This window comes from Methanosarcina sp. 1.H.A.2.2 (assembly GCF_000979975.1).
In the GTDB taxonomy this organism is placed as follows: domain Archaea; phylum Halobacteriota; class Methanosarcinia; order Methanosarcinales; family Methanosarcinaceae; genus Methanosarcina.
Map to the genome: position 1 here is coordinate 1 of NZ_JJQL01000048.1, position 18702 is coordinate 18702.

Genomic DNA, 18702 nt, shown 5'->3' on the forward strand with positions numbered 1-18702 from the left:
AAAATGTAGTTTATTAAGTTATAAAGTTATATTTACTACTGTGCGAGGCTGCGCTTTCATCCCCCACCTGTCGGCTGATGCCTCCGAGGAAGGGGACTTTCCGCTGTGCCTCTGCGCTCCCAAGTAAAAAAATCAGTTAAAAAAGTAAAATTTAAAAGGTTAATTAAAAATAGGAAAATTAACCTTCTAAATTAAATATTTTTACCTATAAGGTCATTCAGGTCAAGTTCAAACCCTACAACGGCGTATCCGAGCGCGAAGTTGTTTATTACTTCGGGGTGGAGTTCTCCAAAGACTCCGAGCTTTTTGCCATTGACATAAACATCTGCCCGCCTGCCTTCAAGAAAAGCCGGGTCTTCGGACTCTTTTACCTCGTAGGGAAGCAGCATTTCTCTCATGAGGGCGTCTACAACCTCATAGATCTCGGTGAAGTTTGCCTGCGGGTGGATCGAGACTGCAGCTACGTGCTGACCGGTTGTTTCGTTGCTTACTACTTCTCCGAACTCGAAGATTTTCTGCGGGAGTTCCCTGTGCTGGTTTAAGGCAAGGATTTCAAGCAGGTTAGGAAGCACGGTTGTCCTGAGCATTGTCTGGTCTTCGCTGATCGGGTGGAGCACGTGGGTAACGTCCTCGGTCTTTTGCCTGCGCATGTTTTCAAAGTTGACCTTTTCGCTGGTAAGCGTAAAAGGCATAACCTCATAATATCCAAGCCCGACAATTATTTCGTTTACCGAAGCCCGCATCAGGGAAATCGGGTGGGACTTGCCTGCGGTATAGGTCTCAGGGACCCTTACTTTGATATTCTCATAGCCGTAACCTTTGGCAATGTCCTCTACAAGGTCATAGTTGTGCAGGATGTCTGCCCTGTAAGCAGGCACCTTTACCTCAACGGTTTCCGCATCAAGGGCGCGTGCTCCAAAGCGCATCCGCTCAAGCTGTTTTACGATCTCTTCAACTGAGAGTTCCATGCCTATCAGGGATTTTACTTCGCCTGTGGTAAGCAGCCGGGTTTTGGGCTCAAGGTCAGGCAGGACAAATTCTTCGCCCCCGGGGCGGATTAGCCTTACAAACTCGATCTGCCCTCCTCTTTCTGCAAGGGCTGTAACAACAATATTCAAAGCCGTGTATACAGCTCCCCCGAGGCCTGTAACATCAATGAAAAGGTCGGTTGTGCTTTCGGTCACGGACGTAAGTGTACCGTTGATGATGGGCGGGAAGGACAGCACATTGTCATTTGCGTCCAGGATGATCGGGTATTTGTCAAAACCCCTTACGAGATGGGCAAACCTTGTGCCTTTCGGGTGCTTATCCAGGATTTCCGTCATGCTCATCTTTTCAGTGTAATCGAGAGGCACGAACTCGAATCCGGGATCTACTGCCATATAGCGGAAAGGAGCCTTCACATTTTTAAGGTCATGGACCCCGATGGAAACTTTTTTCCTGTTTCTCCCAAGGCCCCAGTGCAGGTCTTCCTGCAGGTCCATGAGGGACTTGATGGAAGAGGATGTAAATTTTACTCCCCTTACAACCGCACACCCGAGGAAGGGCCTGATCTTCAGGATATCCTCACTGACAGATATGGATACCTCGTAAGGCTTTATCTCATATTCGGGAAGCCCGGTCTCAAGGTCCAGAAAACCCCGCATTGCCCTGGATGCCCCTTCCACGCTGTAAAGGTCAGGCCTGTCAGGGAAGAACTCGATATCGACGTACTCGTCTTCAATCCTTTCGATATCGGCCCCTATCATGGGCACCCTTTTTATGATGGTTTCCTTATCTATTCCTGTGAGTTTCTCAAGGTCTTCATAATGCAAGGTGATTACTGGCATGGGGAATTCATCTCATCTGTTGCTAGCTAACTTAACCCCAAACATACTCAACTTTAGATTTAATGCTTTTGTTTTACGGGGTGTTTGAAAGGTCTCAGAGTAAACAGTATCTCCGAAGTCTCAGAGTAAACAGTATCTCCTAATGTTATATGGCTTTTGCATGCAGCAAGCTAATTTTAATGACAAAAGTAGAATTATTCCCATATTTTGCGGGGTCACTATCAATGGCTCCCTGTTGAAATGGCTCCCTGTTGATCCTGCTGATGTACGGAAAGAGACCCGGCCTCAGGAGATTTTGAGGAATATTCGGGCAGAGAGCTGGTGAAAAACAAAAGTTTTTTTTCAGATTGTGCATGTGTATGGGAGATGTGCAACAATCCCATTTCAACTAAGAACGAGAAAAGCAAGAACGAGAAAAGCAAAAACGACAAAGGCAAGAACGATAAAAGCAGAGTGGTTGTTTCCTGGACCGGAGGGAAGGATGGTTGCCTTGCATGTTACGGGGCAATCTCGGAAGGTTTTGAGGTCTCCCACCTCCTGAACTTCAGAGAAATCCAGAGGCGCGGTTCCCATGACATCAATCCTGACCTGCTTTATGCACAGGCTGAAGCTCTTGGAATTCCCCTTATCCATAAGGACTTTATTTCATATGAACAGGAATTCAAAAAAGTGGTCCGTGATTTAAGGGATAGCGGGGAGAAAATAGACGGAGCGGTTTTCGGGCATATCGAGACGCATAAGAACCTTGTAGACAGGATCTGCGGGGAACTGGACCTTGAGTTAATAATGCCGCTCTGGCAGAGAAATTCCGAACAGATCATAAATAGTCTCATAGATTCGGGGTTTGAGGTAATCCTGCTCAGCGTCAAAGCCGGGTTGTTAGGGAAAGAGTGGCTGGGCCGAAAGATCGATGAATTTTATATGCGACCTGAAAAAGCACAATCCTTCCATCGATCCCTGCGGTGAAAACGGGGAGTTCCATACTTTTGTTATCGACGGCCCGCTGTTCAAAAACAAAATAAAGGTCATGTAGAGTGAAATGGTCTTGAGGGAAGGCTACTGGTTCCTGGAGATCTCAAAGTTCGAGGCCGAGAATTTCAATCCACACACCCTTGTGGGCGTGACTATATTATCAATGTTTATTCTGGAACTTATAATATTTCAATCTACACACCGTGAAGGGTGCGACCTTCTTAAGAATCATGGTATTATGATGCGGGCTATGCATTTCAATCCACACACCCGCGAAGGGTGCGACAATCGCAGATCGACGAACTCTATGCGAAATATAGACATTTATAAACTCTACACAAATCAGCTGCAGAAAACTGAAAATGAATAAACAAAAATGTGTCAAGCCATTAAGTTCAAATCAATGGAGGTTTGTTTTTAGAGGATTCTTATAGAGTCCTGTTTAATACTTTGAAAAAATATACCTTTACCTACTTTTATAAAGTAAAAAAACTTTCTTCCTTCAAATCAGGAGACAGCCGAGAATGATGATCGCAGGAATTGATGAAGCCGGAAAAGGTCCGGTAATCGGGCCCATGTGCATAGGAGGCGTAAAAATCGATGAATCTAAAGCCCATATCCTCAAGGTGCTGGGGGTTGCGGATTCCAAGAAGCTGACGCCGAAAAAAAGGGAGCAGCTTGCAGCCCAGATCAAAAAACATGCAGACGGCTTTTTCGTCCTTGAGATCAGCCCCTCTCAGATTGACGAGCTCCGGAAAATTATGACTATGAACGAGATCATGGTTGTCTGCTTTGCAAAAGTGCTCGAACAGCTGAAACCGGATATTGTGTATGCCGATGCTGCTGACGTAAAAGCCGAACGCTTTGCCGAAAACCTTCGCAGGCAGTATGCAAAAACCAGTCCTGACCATGCAAAGAAAATAGAGATCGTTTCCATGCACCAGGCAGATGCAACGTATCCTGTAGTCTCGGCAGCTTCTATCATTGCAAAAGTGCGCAGGGACGAGCTTATCGAGGAGCTCAAGAAAGAATGGGGCATGGATTTCGGAAGCGGCTATCCTTCGGACCAGAAGACAAAAGATTTCCTGTTGAAATGGGGAGAAGAACACCACGGAGAGTTTCCCGCTATCGTCAGGCAGTCCTGGAAGACTGTGGAAAACATAAGAGAAGAACTAAACAGAAGAAAAGAACTAAACATAAAGGAAGAACTAAACATAAAGGAAGAACTGGATAAAGCCGGAAAAAAGTGAAGGCATGAAAGCCGGGAAGCAAATAAATAAAAAATAAAAAGCGGATTAGAAGTTCTCAGTAATATAATCCGCCATTGACTCGAAAATCCGCCTGCCGTCATCGGAACCAAGGATCGATTCGGAAGCTCTTTCCGGATGGGGCATGAGGCCGAGAATGTTTCTTGAAGCGTTTACTATTCCTGCGATGTTTTCCAGGGAGCCGTTGGGATTGGCTTTATCCGTTGCTCTTCCTTTTTCGTCTACGTAACGGAAAACAACCTGTTCGTTTTCGTCAAGGTCTGCCAGGGTCTGTTCTTCAGCAAAGAACTTGCCTTCCATGTGGGCAATGGGCATCCTTATAACCTCGCCTTTCCTGAACTTCGAGGTAAAGGGAGTATCAGTGGTCTCAACTCTGAGATTGGCCCCGTGGCACCTGAATTTTGGGTACTCGTTTGTGGTAAGAGCCCCTTCGAGAAGCCGGGCTTCGGTCAGCACCTGGAAACCATTGCAGATCCCGAGCACAGGTTTTCCTTCGGCTGCGATTTTTTTTACGGAATCCATAATCGGAGTTCGGGCTGCAATCGCCCCTGCTCTGAGGTAATCTCCGTAGGAAAAGCCGCCCGGAACAACGACTCCGTCAAAGCCGGTCAGGTTTTCGTCTTTGTACCAGACAGTTTCGGCATCCACACCAACCACGTCTTTAAGGACATGAAGTACGTCCATGTCGCAGTTTGTGCCTCCGAACTGAATAATGGCAATCTTCATTTTTTTCCCTCAACCTTACTTTAGTATTTTCAAAAAATTTAGCCTTCTGGATTTTATTCTTCAATCCCTTTATTCCTGCAGGGAGCCCTCAGTTAAGTTCCTTGAGCTTTATAGTGTAGTTGTGGATGAGTGGGTTTGCAATAAGCTTCTGGCACATCTCATCAACCTTCTGCTCCGCAACTTCTGCAGATTCGGCTTCGAGCACTATTTCATACAGTTTTGCGGTCTTTACGCTTTCAACTGCATATCCAAGGTGTCCGAGCGCCCTTTTAGCGGTGGTGCCTTCAGGGTCAAGCATGCCTGCTTTCTGTTCAATAGTTACTGTTGCCTGGTACTGCATCTTTTTAAGCCTCAATTTTGAATTTTTAAATTAATCGGACTTTCACCTGCTTTTCGGTAGCCTGAATGCAACATCAGGTGAAATATGAGGTGAACTTAAAGGTAAACAATTTCCGGTCTGCACCATAATAATATAAGATGCTTGATTTTTCTAACCTATATTCTTTATCTATTTTTAGGTGTTGGATGATTTTGAACTCCTCTTGCCAGCACCGATTTCAGGGGAAATAAGGTTGAAAGTTATTTAATCTTATGGGTCTTAGCTTGTTTTAGATGCCGGTTGAGCTCGGTGAGGGTAAAAAATATAAAAAATGAACAAAAACTAATTCATGCGTCATCGGTAAAGCGTTAGAAACCCCCTCCAGTATGCGTTTTTATATTAATTCTCTAAATATTAGTGCATCTATGTCTCCTCGCCCCCTACTCTTGAAGACTCTCTTCGGGAAATGCTTCCCAAAGAGTGGTTAAGGCAAACTACCAAAGAAACTGGTCTCATAGTATGTGAGCGTAAAATTGACCCTGTCCTCATCTTTTGGGTTTTAACTCTCAGTTTTAGTGTACACTTATAGCATACACTTGCCAGCTTTTGAAAAGAGAATCTGAAAAAGAAGCAAATAAGTCCATAAGTGATAGTAGCTGGTACTATCGTATCACTCCAGAACTTGTTGAGTTTCTCCATCAGTGTGTAATGAACATAGTGGAACACAGGGATTAGTTTTCTTAATAAGTATACTTTTTATGTAATACCTAATTATAAAGAAGTAAGCATTCCGATATTTCTTACCCAAATGTACGATTACGTATAGTTTTGAGACAGCCTGTTAAAAAAGCTTTTTTTGAGCATTAATTCCAAAAAGATACTCATTTTAGCTCATAAACTTTAAATTATGCCTATTTTAGCTCATAATTTCAAAAATAACTTAAATATCCAATAAAATCAAAAAAATACTGATATTAGTTCAGAAATTTAACATAGGCGCTTATTTTAGTTCAGAAATTTAAAATAGACACTTATTTTAGTTCAAAATCTAAAAATAAGCGTTTATTTTGGTTTAAGCTCAGATAAAGTTATATAAAGATTAGCATATATCATATGTGAAAATATACAATGCAGTATATGATTTGATATATATATTTTTATTTTACAGGGGGAAAAATTATCAGGAAAATTGGACTTATTGTAGCATTGCTTATAGCAGTGGTCCTGTTTGCTTCCGGCTGTTCAAGCCCGACACAGGAAGTGGAAAATGAAACCGGTGGAATGGTCGAAGAAGTAACTGAAGAAGCAGAAGATATTGCTGAAGAAGCAGAAGATATAGCTGGCGAAAATAAAACCGAAACAGTGCCGGATAAGAATATCGTTCAAACTGCGGAAGATGCAGGTTCTTTCAAAACTCTTGTCACGGCCATAAAAGCTGCAGGGCTTGAGGAGACCCTTAGCGGCGAAGGTCCCTTCACGGTCTTTGCCCCGACAGATGAGGCTTTTGCAGCCCTTCCGGCAGGTACGCTCGACAGCCTGCTCAAAGATAAGGAAGCCCTGACCAGAGTGCTTACTTACCACGTGGCCTCCGGAAAGTATATGGCTGCTGATGTTGTGGACATGACATCCATAAAAACGCTTGAAGGAAGCGAACTCCCAGTAGATACAACTGAAGGGGTAAAAGTAGGGGATGCAAACGTCACTGCAACGGACATAGAAGCCAGCAACGGAGTCATCCACGTAATAGACAAAGTGCTGATTCCACCGGAATAATCGTATTTCTGAAAACAGTATTTCTGAAAACAGTATTTCTGAAAACAGTATTTCTGAAAACAGTATTTCTGAAAAACGACCTTTTTTACATTTTTTATTTATTCCTGTTTGTTGGATTTTCATTTTCGGATATTATATTTAAAAAAAAATATCGTTTTTTGGATTTTGAAAGAAAAACAAAAAATACGTTTTTTAGCTAACCCTTAAATGTTCATAAACCCTTAGCAGGAAATCCTTTATATCTTTTGATTTAGCGGGTAGTTGACTCTTAGAAATCCACTTTTGCCCTGTACCAGAATTCAACACTGTAATCCAGGAAATAAACAACTTCGGGTTCAACTTTTATCAGGATGGTGTAGGGATCAGGAGGCATATCAGCAGTAATCGGGAATTTTGCTGTCATGATTTCTCCGACTCTCCGAAGATCTCCTTCATCGGTCACTATCGAGGCTTTACCTTCCACCTGGAGGGCCTGCATACCAAACCAGTCAGGTTCGTCTTCATCAACCGTATAAGCCACATCCGGGTTGTTCGTTATGTTCCGGACTTTTCGGGTGTCTTTATTGGTCGCAAAATAAACGGTTGCGTTTTCGGAAACATATGCCATAGTATGGGCCATTGGTTTTCCTTCCGGGCTTACGGTTGCCAGGTTAAGGTAGTAATGAGTTGCAAGGTACTCGTAAATCTTCTCTTTGAGCTCGTCTGTCATCTTCCCCCACCAGTTTGTAGTATTACTCAGTAGAACTTCTTTTAATAAGCCTTTGATAAGCTTTTGATAAGCCTCATATTTCGAACCCGCAAGATATCTGCATATCTGCAATAGGCCTCTGATCCCATAACAGGAAAAAACTCTCCTCCCTGTTCACGGTTGTTTTCCCTATACAATTTATAGAAACAAAACTTATAAATTTTGCTTATTAAATTTTGCTTATTAAATTTTGCTTATAATTATCAGTTCTTATCCTGAGCCAGCCTGCTGGGTTGAAGCCTACTCTTTCAAAAACATACAATGCATAATATAATTTCCTGTTAATATATGTATTTTGAAATCCATTATAGAAATGTAGGGGGAGACCATCAATGAATTATGATATGCAAAAAATTTCAATATTCTTGAAAATTTCTTGTTTCTGTTTAATTTTTTTACTGATAGCCACCGCAGCATCTCCTGCCGCCAGCTCGGAATCTTATGTTTCCGATCAGGGAGGAGAGGGACAGACAGACGTTATGGATGTGGAAGTCAGAGTCAATCCTGACAAAGATGTCAACTGTGTGAAAACAATGGAGTCGGGAAGTACGAAGATTGCGGTCCTGGGATCGGCCGAACTGGATGTTGAAAAAATACTGGAAAACTCAGTAAAGGTAAGTTCGGTAAAGTCGGCAGGGGAAGTGGAGCCGTATGCTATGGAATACAGAGACATTGATTCTGACGGGTATAAAGACCTCGTTATGAGCCTTGATTGTCATGAACTGATGACTCAGCTGGACCTTAGAAAATGCTTCTGCAGGGAAGTACCCTTAAATGTCAGAGCCGTACTTGAAGAAAACGCAGGAACAAAAACAATAGAAGGTAGCGATACGACCCTTATCCTTCCGCGCTTCAGGTGATGGACAGTTCCACCCCCCGAAGGTTCCGGAAAATCCTATCAATATTCGAGATCATGAGATGTATTTTTTCGATATATCAACTGTCCCGGACCGAAAAAAGCAAATATTAGGGGTGAGTTGCAATTCCATAAAGATTATAATAAACATAAAGAAGTGAAGAAAAAAATGTTTGTCTTTGATTTCAAAAACCCGGCAGAAACCCTTAAATGGGTCAGTATGGACGATAGGGTGATGGGCGGGACTTCAAGAAGCCATCTGGTTTATTCCGGAGGAAAGGCCCACTTTAAAGGGGAGGTAGAACTGAATGAGGAACTGCTGGGATTCGCTTCTGTGCGCTCTAAAAACGATACCTTTGACCTGAAAGCCTTTGAAGGCGTCCTTCTCCGGGTAAAAGGAGACGGGAAGACCTACAGGCTTAACATGAAGACCGAAAGGCATCATGACGGGTTCCTATACCAGCATATATTTGAAACCCGGGAAGGGCAGTGGATAGATGTTGAAATTCCTTTTGGAAAGTTCCTTCCCTTCTTCAGAGGCAGGAAAGTGGAGAACGCTGCTCCTCTAAACCCTGAAGATATCAGATCCTTTGGTTTCATGATTGCCGGACAGAAAGGAGATTTTGATCTGGAAATCGAGCACATAAAAGTGTACGGTAAGTAATAGTTATCAAGATTAAGGTATCAAGATTAAGGGTTTTTTCCAGCCAGCAGCTATCGCTTCGTGTGCATAATTTTACTCCACACAAAGTCTGAGAGGTAATGAACCTACATTGAAAACACAAGCCCGAAAAGCATCGCTGATCCCACCCATATAGGAAGCCTGCCAGCATCAATGTCTAAAAGAATGAGCAGGGAATAGAGCAGGGAATAGAGCAAAACTTAAGGGGTGAGGGTGAGGATCACAGGGCCGAATACCGGATGGTGCAAGATTCCCCTGTGCCCGAAAAACCGCTGGTGGGGACGCCAGATCACCTTTAAGACTCCCCCGCGCCGGTATGGGCTGCTCTTTATGTCAGGGTCCGAACTTATAAAGAACATCAGAGATAGGCAACCGAAAAAATAAGTATTCTTCGGCTTTTCAGTTAACCTTCAGGGAAAGGAAGAATTGGTCTTTCCAGAAAAGGAAAAGAGACTCAACAGTACCAGGAACGGTACAGCTAAGTTTATTTTATCATGCGTTTTTCCGGATGGCACGTTTTTAGACCTATTTCCGTTTTTTCGAAAAATGAGGTGTTTTTGGATTTTGGGCTGAAAACTAAATCTAAATCGGCTCTTGTATATAAAATAAATTGAATAAGACAGGAAGGTAGGGGTAGAAGTCTAAATGGAAGAAGCAATCAAGCCTTTCGCTTCTTCACACATTCTTTTAGTTTTTCTTCAAGCCGGATCCGTGAAATAAAAACCCCAAACTGGGTCGCAATGGTTTCAATAACCGTGCGTACACTATCCGAAAGCTCATATTCCATCCTCGAGGAAAGATAAAAGGCGGCAATAACCTTTTTTTCAGACTTTACGGGAATTATTGCCGTAGCCCTGAGGTTTTCCTGCCGGAGCACATCATCTCTGGAGGTCAGAAGGAGGTCTATGTGCTGTTTATAGACAGGCTGCCCTATCATAACGAGCTTGGCATTTGGAGAATTTGCATTATAATAAGAGGCATTCTCGACAAAGGTAGGAGAGAGACCGCGATGGATGGCAAGAGTCATATCGCCGGTCTCTTCATCAATCAAATAGATACCGCCGGCATTGATTTCATCTATCTGAAGGCATGAATCAAGCAGCCTGTCAAGTGTCTCATCCAGGTAAGTCGAAGTGCTCAGAGCAATTCCAAGGTCCCTCTGGATATAAAGCAGCTTCTCTTTTCGTTTTCTTTCGGTAATATCAAGAATTATGCCTTTAAGATACTTTACGACTCCATTCTCATCGGCTTCGATAAAGGTTCTTTCATCAACCCAGCGTACTTCCCCGGACTTTGTCAGTATCTGGTATTCCTGAGAAAAATCAACGTTGTCTTCTTCGATCCTTCTTGAGAGCTCTCTTTCGACTCTTTCAAGGTCGTCAGGGTGCACAATGTTCCCATATAGAAGTTTTCCTGACGTGAATTCTTCTACCGTATACCCGAACTGCTTTATATTCTCAGAAACAAACTCTGCAGGCCAGTACTTCTCTGGCCGCCACAGAAAAACAGTAACAGGAACTTTATTTAATACTGAGATAAGCTCCTTTGCCATCTCAAGTGCATTGCATAAAGCCATCTCATTGAGATATTTGCAGGACTTTTGCCTGCCATTACTTCCGTTTTTAGCCGAGTTCGAAGCCGCTTTAGCCATCTTATTCTCCATACAGGAACCTTTTACAGGAAGCTATGAGAAAATATCACATATTTAGTCTTTTTGCTATAACTACATAGAAACACATAATAAATTAAAAAGATTGTGGTTTGAACTTCCAGATGTATCATGATGCAGAGGCTCATTAATGTTTGACCGATGGAATGTCTAAACATGGCAATTAACAGGAAAAAATAAAAACCAGGGGAAAAATATATATACCAAACTCTAATTTGGCTTTTTTTTCGGAAGTTAGGAGTTTCAGGTAAGAGATATTAAATAAGTTTTTTTACGAATTCTTTTATTGCCTTATCCTGCCAGCCGTCTATTATCAAAAAAATTAGTCATTGAGAAACGAGTTCTGGTTTATTGAAAGATTGATTTGACTTTATAAGTCAATTCAATAGGTCAATTTAATATATCACTGGAGCCATCTTCCTAAATATAATTAGTAGAGATAATTACAGTGATAAAGTGATAATTACAGTGATAAAGTGATAATTCCAGTGATAATTATTAAAAACATTTACGAAAGGCGATTACCAGAGACTTTTTTAAGTGCACCTGTGCTAAGATAAAGAAAGGGGGATTTACAATATGGAAGATAGTTTTCAAGGAGTATTGAAAGGACAGAAAATTGCTTATTTTTCCATGGAAATAGGGCTTCGCAATGAAATCCCGACCTATGCAGGAGGGCTGGGCGTACTTGCAGGCGATACGATTCGTTCGGCTTCAGACCTTAATATTCCGCTTGTAGCTGTAACTCTGGTTACCAATAAAGGATATTTCAGGCAAAGTCTTGACGCCTCCGGAAGCCAGACCGAACAAACTGAAGAGTGGGACCCTTCACATTTGATGACCAAAATGCAGCAGGAAGTGAGCGTTAAAATTCAGGACAGGGACGTTAAAATCCAGGCATGGCACTATAACTGCAAGAGCCTGACAGGTGGCTGCGTACCCATTATTTTTCTCGATACCAATGTAGAAGGGAACTCCTGGGAAGACCGCGGGATCACCGATTTTCTTTATGGGGGTGAACATCCCTACAGGCTCAGGCAGGAAATTGTGCTCGGGATAGGGGGAGTGAGAATGCTTGAGGCACTTGGCTTTAAGATCCGGAAATACCATATGAATGAAGGGCACTCAAGCCTGCTTGCTCTGGAACTTTTAAAACGCAATGGTAAGGACCCTACGAAAGTAAAGGACCTCTGTATTTTTACCACCCATACTCCTGTGGAAGCAGGGCATGACAAGTTTGATTACGGGCTTGTGGAAGACCTGATCCGGGATAAAAACGAGGTGGAAATCCTCCGAAGGTTTGGAGGGGCAGACCGTTTTAATACTAGCCTTTTTGCCCTTAACCTGTCCAACTATGTCAACGGCGTCACAAAACGGCACAGCCGGGTCTCAAGCGAACTCTTTCCCGGATATTCAATCCAGGCAATAACAAACGGTGTTCACTCCTATACCTGGACCTCTCCTTTTTTCAGGCAACTTTTTGACCGCTATCTTCCGGGCTGGGCAAATGAACCCGAACTCCTGGTAAGGATCGGAGGAATCCCGGATGACGAGATCTGGGAAGCTCACTGGAATGCAAAAAAAGCGCTCATAGATGAGGTTAACAAAAGAACAGGGGCAGGCATGGACTATGAGACCCTGACAATAGGTTTTGCACGGCGTATGACAGAGTATAAACGTGCAACCTTAATCCTCTCCGACCTTGAAAGGCTCAGAAAGGTAAACAGGAGAGGCAGGATTCAGCTTATCTTTGCAGGCAAAGCCCATCCGCATGACGAGGCTGGAAAACAGCTCATAAGAGATATTTTCAAAACCATAGAAACGCTCCGGAACGAGATCAAGATCGTCTTTCTGGAAAATTATGATATGGACCTGGCCGCTAAAATGGTTTCCGGAGTTGACCTCTGGCTGAACACTCCAACTCGCCCTTATGAAGCCTCGGGCACAAGCGGCATGAAAGCTGCCCATAATGGGGTCGTAAATTTTAGCATACTTGACGGCTGGTGGATTGAAGGGTGGATCGAAGGGGTAACTGGCTGGTCAATAGGACCCCAGCCCGAAGAACATCTTTCCGTAGAAGAAGCCAGGCTCTCTGAGCTTGATGACCTTTACAACAAACTCTACTACATTATCATCCCCATGTATTACGACCGCAAAGATGAATGGTTTAAACTGATTAACAACTCAATAGGTATGGTTGCATATTATTTCAACAGCCACAGGATGATGCGGCGTTATGTAACTCATGCTTATCTGTAAACTTATATCTGTAAACTTATATCTGTAAACTTCAGGGATCAGGCTACTCTGATTAATCGATTAATATTATTTAGAAATCAGGGAGCGTATGAGAACAATTAAAAAACAGAAAACATAAAAAGTAGAAGTTGAATGAAAAAAGTCCAGAAAAGGTTATGCTTTCTCGGTACTCAGCCTTTTAACTTTTTCACGGGCACTTTCAGCTTTTGTTTTGAGCCCTTTACTATCCCAGAGGTCAGCTGCAATCTTAAAAGCATTTTCTGCTCCCCTCGGATTTCCAAGTTTAAGGAAAACCATTCCCTTTTCATACCAGGCTTCGGGATGATCGGGCTCCAGACGGGTTGCCTTCTCAAAAGCGTGCAGTGCCTCCTTTTCCGAACCGGCTTTAAAGAGAATTTTTCCCCGGAGCTGCCAGGCTTCGGCATTTTCAGGTTTTATCTCAAGAGCTTTTTTAAAAGACTGCACAGCTTTTTCCTGCTCTCCAAGTCTGAGATGGAGTTTCCCAATTTCAAACAGGGTATCCGGGTCATCAGGATTTCTTTCCAGGGCTTTTTCAGATTCGCTGAGTTTCTCTTCACAAAAGCGTATCCGGGCGAGCACTGCATCCTTGCCTTCCCAGGCGTGTTTCTGCACAGGGTTCAGGAAAATCGATTTCTCAAAAGCCTCAAGAGCTTCCCGGAAGTGCTCAAGCTTTGTTAGAGCAAACCCCAGGTTAGCCCAGAGCCCTGCGTTATCAGGCCTAATTTCCGAGGCTCTTTTGAAGATCTCGAGAGCTTCCTCATAGCGTTTGAGTTTCAGCAGGGAATTTCCTTTACGGAACATGGCTGCAAAATCCAGAGGTTTTTCTTCAAGCACACGGTCAAAGGCTTGAATCGCGAGTCTTAACCTTCCCTGTCTGTAAAGAGCCACTCCTTTTTCATAGAGGTCTTCTGCCTCTGTGCTTTCCGGACTTCCGTCTTCCCCCCCACCACCGGGAATGTCCTTTTCAAGCCCGGTTTCAGAGAGGTATCTGAACCCTGCCGAATCCTCCCGGTCAGGCCTGGTATCAAGATATATAAACTCCTCTTTTGGCACGAAGGACTTGCAGATCCATCCGGACTCAGCCCTTCGGTTAGTGATTATACAGTACCCGTTTATGTATTTTGAACAGACCCCGCAGCAGTAGATGTGCCTCTCCAGACGGTACCGTATCTGGTCAAGCTCGGTAGTAACCAGTCCCTGGTTCAGCCGCGTTTTGAAGGTTTCATACGGAAGATTTTTGATTTTAATATAGACTGTTGAAGGAGCAGGAGGGTCCCATTCAAAGGGTTTTTCGGTTTGCTTTTTGTGGATCATAATTTTCGTTGAGAGTTTCGGTTTAGTCGTATCGGTGTTTTCGAGTCCTGAGGATATAAGCCTTTTTCAAGCCTTTTTCGAAGCTTGTAATTAATCTTTTCACAGCTACGGCTTTCTTTTCAAAAATCGGGGTATGTACCGCAAGACAGCCTATTCAGAGACTGAGGTATAAATATACATGACCTTTATTCTAAATTTCTGGACAGTTACTTTTCAAAGAGTTCATGCTTTCAATAAAGAGTTCTATTGTCCGAAATATTAATAACCAACTAAATTTATTAAATTAGTGAACATTCCTAATAATATCGTTTAGGGAACATATTTACTAAAAATAAGGGAGGGTAAATTTATGAGTTACAAACAAACGCACGGCTTCCCAGCTCTATTCTCTTTTTTCATCCCCGGTCTGGGCCAGCTTGTAAAGGGGCACGTGTTCAAGGCACTTGGCGTCTGGGCAGCCCTGCTAATCAGCGCATTCATGAGCATTATCGGAATAGGGATTTTAATGGGAATGGTTGTATGGGTCGCACAGATCTATGATGCCTACAATGCCTGAATGAAGAAACAGGTTGCTCAGGAACTCGGAGATTTTCCGGGAGTTGCACTGCAAGTGCAACAGTCCGCAGTCCGTTTCACTCGCTTCGCTCGCTCAAGCGGACTAATTTATGGATTTTAGCTATGAGCTTCACTGCACTCAATTGGACTAATTTATAGATATTTCTCAATCCATACAACGTCATTCACTTTATCATGTCGTTTTTGTCACGCTCGACGCAGGAGAGCGGTCTTTCCCAAAAAGATATAACAGAAGAAAAAACCCGAAAGTGAAAAACTATCGAAGAAGCCGTAAAAAACAGAAAATGAAAAAATCGAATTCTGCCTGAAAAATACATTTTTTGAGTCTTTTTTCATTTTGGCTTCTCTTTTCTGCTTTTTTTGCAGGGCCGCCAGACAAGCTGGCGGAGGCGCTTATATTTATCTGTGAATTAAAATGAGGCTCCCGAGATCAAGGAAAGTGTTCTTCGGACAGGAAAGACAGTTCTGAATTCAGTATCTCCTGGTGAACCACCAAAAAAGAAGTAAAGGGAAAAAAGGTTTAAGAGAAATTCAGGTTCATCAGCCATTTTCCAGTTTATTCAGTTCCTTAATTCTCAGCTCCACGACGTCCATGGCATCTTCAAAGAGCTGCCTGTTGATTTCGATTCCGAAATATTTCTTGAGTTTTTCTTCAGGGGGCATTGTCGAACCCGCAGAAAGGTAGGCAATGTAGTTTTTGTTGAAGGTTTCCGGGTCTTCCCTGTACTGCTTGAAGAGGGCGAGAGTTATTGCCTTTGAAATCGCATAGTTGAAAGTATAGTAGTTATTTGTCAGGTAGATGTGGTTAATGTAGGTCCATTCCGCAGAATCTTCAGCGTAATATTCTACTGAGTCACTCCTGTATTCTTTAGAGAGGGCTGTCCAGAGGGCATTAAGTTCTGCTCCGCTGACAGTTCCGTTTTCATAGCTTTTTTCAGCGCATAACCGGTGGGCCTTATATTCGAATTCCGTAATCATGGGCTGGCGGGTAAAGTAGTTCTGGTATTCCCCTATATGCTGGGCAAGTACGGCAACTGCGGTTTCCTTATCCGAGTTTTCGACCACATAATCAACAAAGAGTTCTTCGTTGAACGTGGATGGGACCTCCATTTCATAGATCTGGCCTGTGCAGTAGAGATAATCCACGGAATTGCTCATCAGATAGAAGTTGATTCCGTGCCCGAGTTCATGAGTAAGAGTCTTCTGATCACTGATAATGCCGTTGTAGTTCATAAAAATCAGGGCCGGAGCCTTCAGAGCAAAGAGGCCGTAACAGTAACCTCCGGGCTGTTTTCCATTTTCGGGGGCAGGATATACGTCTATGAAATTTTCGGTTACTGTTTTTAAGAAAATTTCGTTGAAACGGGAATCCATCCCGGAATAGGATTTCTGGATCTCCTGTAAAGCAGCTGTATAGGTGTAATTTTTACCAGATTGACCCGTCAACTGCAAAATAAGGTCATACGGCCTGAGCATTTCAAGCCCGAGCTTTTTCCTCCTGAACTCATTATAAGCTTCAAATACGGGTTTTCTCTCCTTAAAAACCGTATTCATATCATCAACCTGATTCTTTGTGAGATAAAGGCCGTAAAGGCTGGCTTCGTAAGAGTCCGGGTAGTTTAGCTGTCCTGCAGCAAGGTCATCAAGGCGGGCTTTTTCCGCATAGAGAGAAGCCATTGAATCGGATTCGATTATAAGGTGATAAAACCTCTTATCATAACATCTCATCCTGTTTTCCCGGCTCTGGTCTGTTGAAAGCAGAGTATTATAAGACTGGGAATTTACTGAGAACTCTTCCCCGTTCTCAAGAGTTATGCTTCCTGCCATGGTGACTGTATTGGTGATTCTGGAAAGGGCCTCAGTCTCCAGTTTCATGCGCTGATTTTCTATCTCTGCCAGATATACAGCCTGGGCTTCATCCACCGGCCTGTGCTCTGCAAACCTGATATAGGTCGCTTCAAGATAAGCCCTGTATACCTCAAGCCCGGATTCTTCGGAAAAGAGCCTGACCCATTCCTCCTTATTGAGTGAGGTCAGTTTCACGGTTGCAAAGGCATTAACCTTTTTATATTCTGTAAGCAGGTCCTGAGTATCCGCAAGAAGAGACATGAAGAACTGCTCATTCACGTTTTTGCTGAGTTGAGTGTATGCATAAGTGTAGAGAACATCAATGGATCTTGAAAACTCTTTTTCGGCTTCCAGATACCTGAGTAAAGCAGTCCCGGATAACTTCTCAAATTCCGGACGATAAGTTTCGTTTATTTCTTCCGAGCTATTTTTTAATGTCCCAAGCTTTTCTAAGGCAGCTTCCCTGCTGCTGAAAAGATAGGAATTGTTCCATTCCGTGGTAACTTCATCAGGATTAAGCTCTTTATTTGTTTCCATAAATTCTACCCCTGATAACTATCAATCTATAACTTTGAACGTAATACGTAGGAATGAGAATATATATGGACTGATTCATATTAACCTGATGTCCAGAAAGTGTTCAAAAATGCAATCAAAAACCTCAAATTCATAATCCAGCCAGGCTGAGTGCAGGTTAAGAAATCAACTTAAAGCAGAAAGACCCAGCCAGGTTAAATTATTTATATCCGCCCTCCCATTATTGTTTTAAAAAAATTAGTTCTTAATAAAGGTAAGTTCTTAAAAAAGGTAAGTTCTATGAACTGTTGCAAAAGAACACACGGAATTCCCGCCCTATTTTCTTTTTTCGTACCCGGTCTGGGCCAGCTTGTAAAGGGACATCTTTTCAAAGCACTTGGCATCTGGATAGCCTTCATGGTTACCGGACCAGCACATTTCATAGGATTTGGAATTTCATTATGGCTGATTATATGGGTCTGGCAGATTTATGATGCCTACAATGCCTGAATAAAAAACAGGTGGCAAAAGCAGGAAAGGATAGAAAATAGGTGTATCGTAAAGTAAGTTACTTAACTATATATTCAATTATTGCTGAAATTTAGGGAGTTCAGTTATTTTTTCGTTATTTTCTCTGAATCATTCTTATTGGTTGATGTCGAGCCGGCTATCCTCAATTTTACTATCAATATCTATCACAATCTATCAAATTGATTAAAGGAAAAATTAAACTTTCCATGACCACAAGATATATAATTAGGGAAAACCTAACTAACTGTACTGATCGAGATATGACTGAGAAAAAAGAGCATTTGTTCATAGTCTTTGAAAACCTGGTCAAAATCAAAAGCGAGTGCTCTTGTGAGATCTTCTCTGAATGCGGGTTATCGGATATCACTGTAAAACAGATCGGATATCTGAGGGTCATAGATGAACATGGGGAAGTGACATTTAGCAGGCTTGCTAAGATCACCAGAAACTCAAAGCCAACCATCACAGAGATGGTCAACAAATTCTTAAAAATGGAGTGCGTGTACAAAGAAAAGTCCTCGGATGACGGGAGAATCTTTTACATTCGCCTGACTGAGAAGGGACGGAGAATAGCTCGTGCCGAAGAAAACGCTTTGTTGAAGGTTATTGAAAAAATGGCAGATTCTCTGGACGAGAAAGAGATAGACACGCTTATCAACATCCTGGAAAAGGTATGGTAATTTTTTTGTAGAGTATATAGTTAGGTTAATCCAAACTAAATAATTTGAATTACTGAGACAACTGCGATAACAACTTCATAATAATTGAGACGATTGTGATAACAACTTCATAATT

General features: G+C 42.6%; 16 protein-coding genes and 2 pseudogenes. 10 read left to right on the forward strand and 8 right to left on the reverse strand.

Annotation, left to right across the window (positions count from 1 at the left end; genetic code table 11):
- Positions 1–191 precede the first annotated feature (191 nt).
- Entirely contained in the window at positions 192–1829 is a 1638-nt protein-coding gene (gene pheT / locus EO93_RS07215) for a phenylalanine--tRNA ligase subunit beta (RefSeq protein ID WP_048131413.1), read from the reverse strand.
- A 366-nt stretch (positions 1830–2195) separates the two neighbouring features.
- Here pheT and EO93_RS07220 point away from each other — a divergent pair.
- Together EO93_RS07220 and rnhB are read left to right on the forward strand one after the other, a co-directional pair.
- A pseudogene (locus tag EO93_RS07220) lies at positions 2196–2862 on the forward strand (diphthine--ammonia ligase).
- A 463-nt stretch (positions 2863–3325) separates the two neighbouring features.
- Entirely contained in the window at positions 3326–4051 is a 726-nt protein-coding gene (rnhB, locus tag EO93_RS07230; RefSeq protein ID WP_082107591.1) for a ribonuclease HII, read from the forward strand.
- 45 nt (positions 4052–4096) lie between these two features.
- On the opposite strand, the gene purQ is transcribed toward rnhB, so the two are convergent.
- Together purQ and purS are read right to left on the reverse strand one after the other, a co-directional pair.
- Positions 4097–4795, reverse strand: a complete 699-nt coding sequence (gene purQ, locus EO93_RS07235; protein ID WP_048141056.1) for a phosphoribosylformylglycinamidine synthase subunit PurQ — start codon at positions 4793–4795, stop codon at positions 4097–4099.
- Between the two features lie 88 nt (positions 4796–4883).
- Positions 4884–5135, reverse strand: a complete 252-nt coding sequence (gene purS / locus EO93_RS07240; RefSeq protein ID WP_048134940.1) for a phosphoribosylformylglycinamidine synthase subunit PurS — start codon at positions 5133–5135, stop codon at positions 4884–4886.
- A gap of 445 nt (positions 5136–5580) precedes the next feature.
- Here purS and EO93_RS16805 point away from each other — a divergent pair.
- Together EO93_RS16805 and EO93_RS07245 are read left to right on the forward strand one after the other, a co-directional pair.
- Positions 5581–5837, forward strand: a pseudogene (locus EO93_RS16805) (IS4 family transposase); the annotation flags it as partial.
- A gap of 483 nt (positions 5838–6320) precedes the next feature.
- Positions 6321–6887: a fasciclin domain-containing protein gene (locus tag EO93_RS07245; protein WP_235284143.1), complete on the forward strand. Its 567-nt coding sequence runs from the start codon at positions 6321–6323 to the stop codon at positions 6885–6887.
- A gap of 268 nt (positions 6888–7155) precedes the next feature.
- On the opposite strand, the gene EO93_RS07250 is transcribed toward EO93_RS07245, so the two are convergent.
- Positions 7156–7596 carry a pyridoxamine 5'-phosphate oxidase family protein gene (locus EO93_RS07250; RefSeq protein ID WP_048161729.1) on the reverse strand — a complete coding sequence of 147 codons (441 nt, stop codon included), beginning with the start codon at positions 7594–7596 and terminating at the stop codon, positions 7156–7158.
- A 404-nt stretch (positions 7597–8000) separates the two neighbouring features.
- Between EO93_RS07250 and EO93_RS07255 the strand changes: the two genes are divergently transcribed.
- Both EO93_RS07255 and EO93_RS07260 read left to right on the forward strand, forming a co-directional pair.
- Positions 8001–8495 carry a hypothetical protein gene (locus EO93_RS07255; RefSeq protein ID WP_162198689.1) on the forward strand — a complete coding sequence of 165 codons (495 nt, stop codon included), beginning with the start codon at positions 8001–8003 and terminating at the stop codon, positions 8493–8495.
- 153 nt (positions 8496–8648) lie between these two features.
- A complete protein-coding gene (locus tag EO93_RS07260) occupies positions 8649–9155 on the forward strand; it encodes a CIA30 family protein (protein ID WP_156161254.1) in 507 nt (168 codons plus the stop codon).
- 218 nt (positions 9156–9373) lie between these two features.
- Here EO93_RS07260 and EO93_RS16810 read toward each other — a convergent pair whose 3' ends face one another.
- Together EO93_RS16810 and EO93_RS07265 are read right to left on the reverse strand one after the other, a co-directional pair.
- Complete coding sequence (locus EO93_RS16810; RefSeq protein WP_082107592.1) at positions 9374–9532, reverse strand: DUF2227 family putative metal-binding protein; 159 nt, start codon at positions 9530–9532, stop codon at positions 9374–9376.
- Positions 9533–9831: 299 nt separating this feature from the next.
- Positions 9832–10824, reverse strand: a complete 993-nt coding sequence (locus EO93_RS07265; RefSeq protein WP_048132786.1) for a GAF domain-containing protein — start codon at positions 10822–10824, stop codon at positions 9832–9834.
- 597 nt (positions 10825–11421) lie between these two features.
- Between EO93_RS07265 and glgP the strand changes: the two genes are divergently transcribed.
- Positions 11422–13101 (forward strand): alpha-glucan family phosphorylase, encoded by a 1680-nt coding sequence (gene glgP / locus EO93_RS07270; protein ID WP_048161731.1) that lies wholly within the window; start codon positions 11422–11424, stop codon positions 13099–13101.
- A gap of 153 nt (positions 13102–13254) precedes the next feature.
- On the opposite strand, the gene EO93_RS07275 is transcribed toward glgP, so the two are convergent.
- A complete protein-coding gene (locus EO93_RS07275) occupies positions 13255–14436 on the reverse strand; it encodes a tetratricopeptide repeat protein (RefSeq protein WP_048161733.1) in 1182 nt (393 codons plus the stop codon).
- 349 nt (positions 14437–14785) lie between these two features.
- Between EO93_RS07275 and EO93_RS07280 the strand changes: the two genes are divergently transcribed.
- Positions 14786–14992 (forward strand): hypothetical protein, encoded by a 207-nt coding sequence (locus tag EO93_RS07280; RefSeq protein ID WP_048161736.1) that lies wholly within the window; start codon positions 14786–14788, stop codon positions 14990–14992.
- Positions 14993–15552: 560 nt separating this feature from the next.
- On the opposite strand, the gene EO93_RS07285 is transcribed toward EO93_RS07280, so the two are convergent.
- Complete coding sequence (locus EO93_RS07285) at positions 15553–17397, reverse strand: M3 family oligoendopeptidase (RefSeq protein WP_048161737.1); 1845 nt, start codon at positions 17395–17397, stop codon at positions 15553–15555.
- Positions 17398–17676: 279 nt separating this feature from the next.
- Between EO93_RS07285 and EO93_RS07290 the strand changes: the two genes are divergently transcribed.
- Together EO93_RS07290 and EO93_RS07295 are read left to right on the forward strand one after the other, a co-directional pair.
- Entirely contained in the window at positions 17677–17886 is a 210-nt protein-coding gene (locus EO93_RS07290) for a hypothetical protein (protein WP_048134557.1), read from the forward strand.
- 281 nt (positions 17887–18167) lie between these two features.
- A complete protein-coding gene (locus tag EO93_RS07295) occupies positions 18168–18587 on the forward strand; it encodes a MarR family winged helix-turn-helix transcriptional regulator (protein ID WP_048134558.1) in 420 nt (139 codons plus the stop codon).
- The last annotated feature ends 115 nt before the right edge of the window (positions 18588–18702 follow it).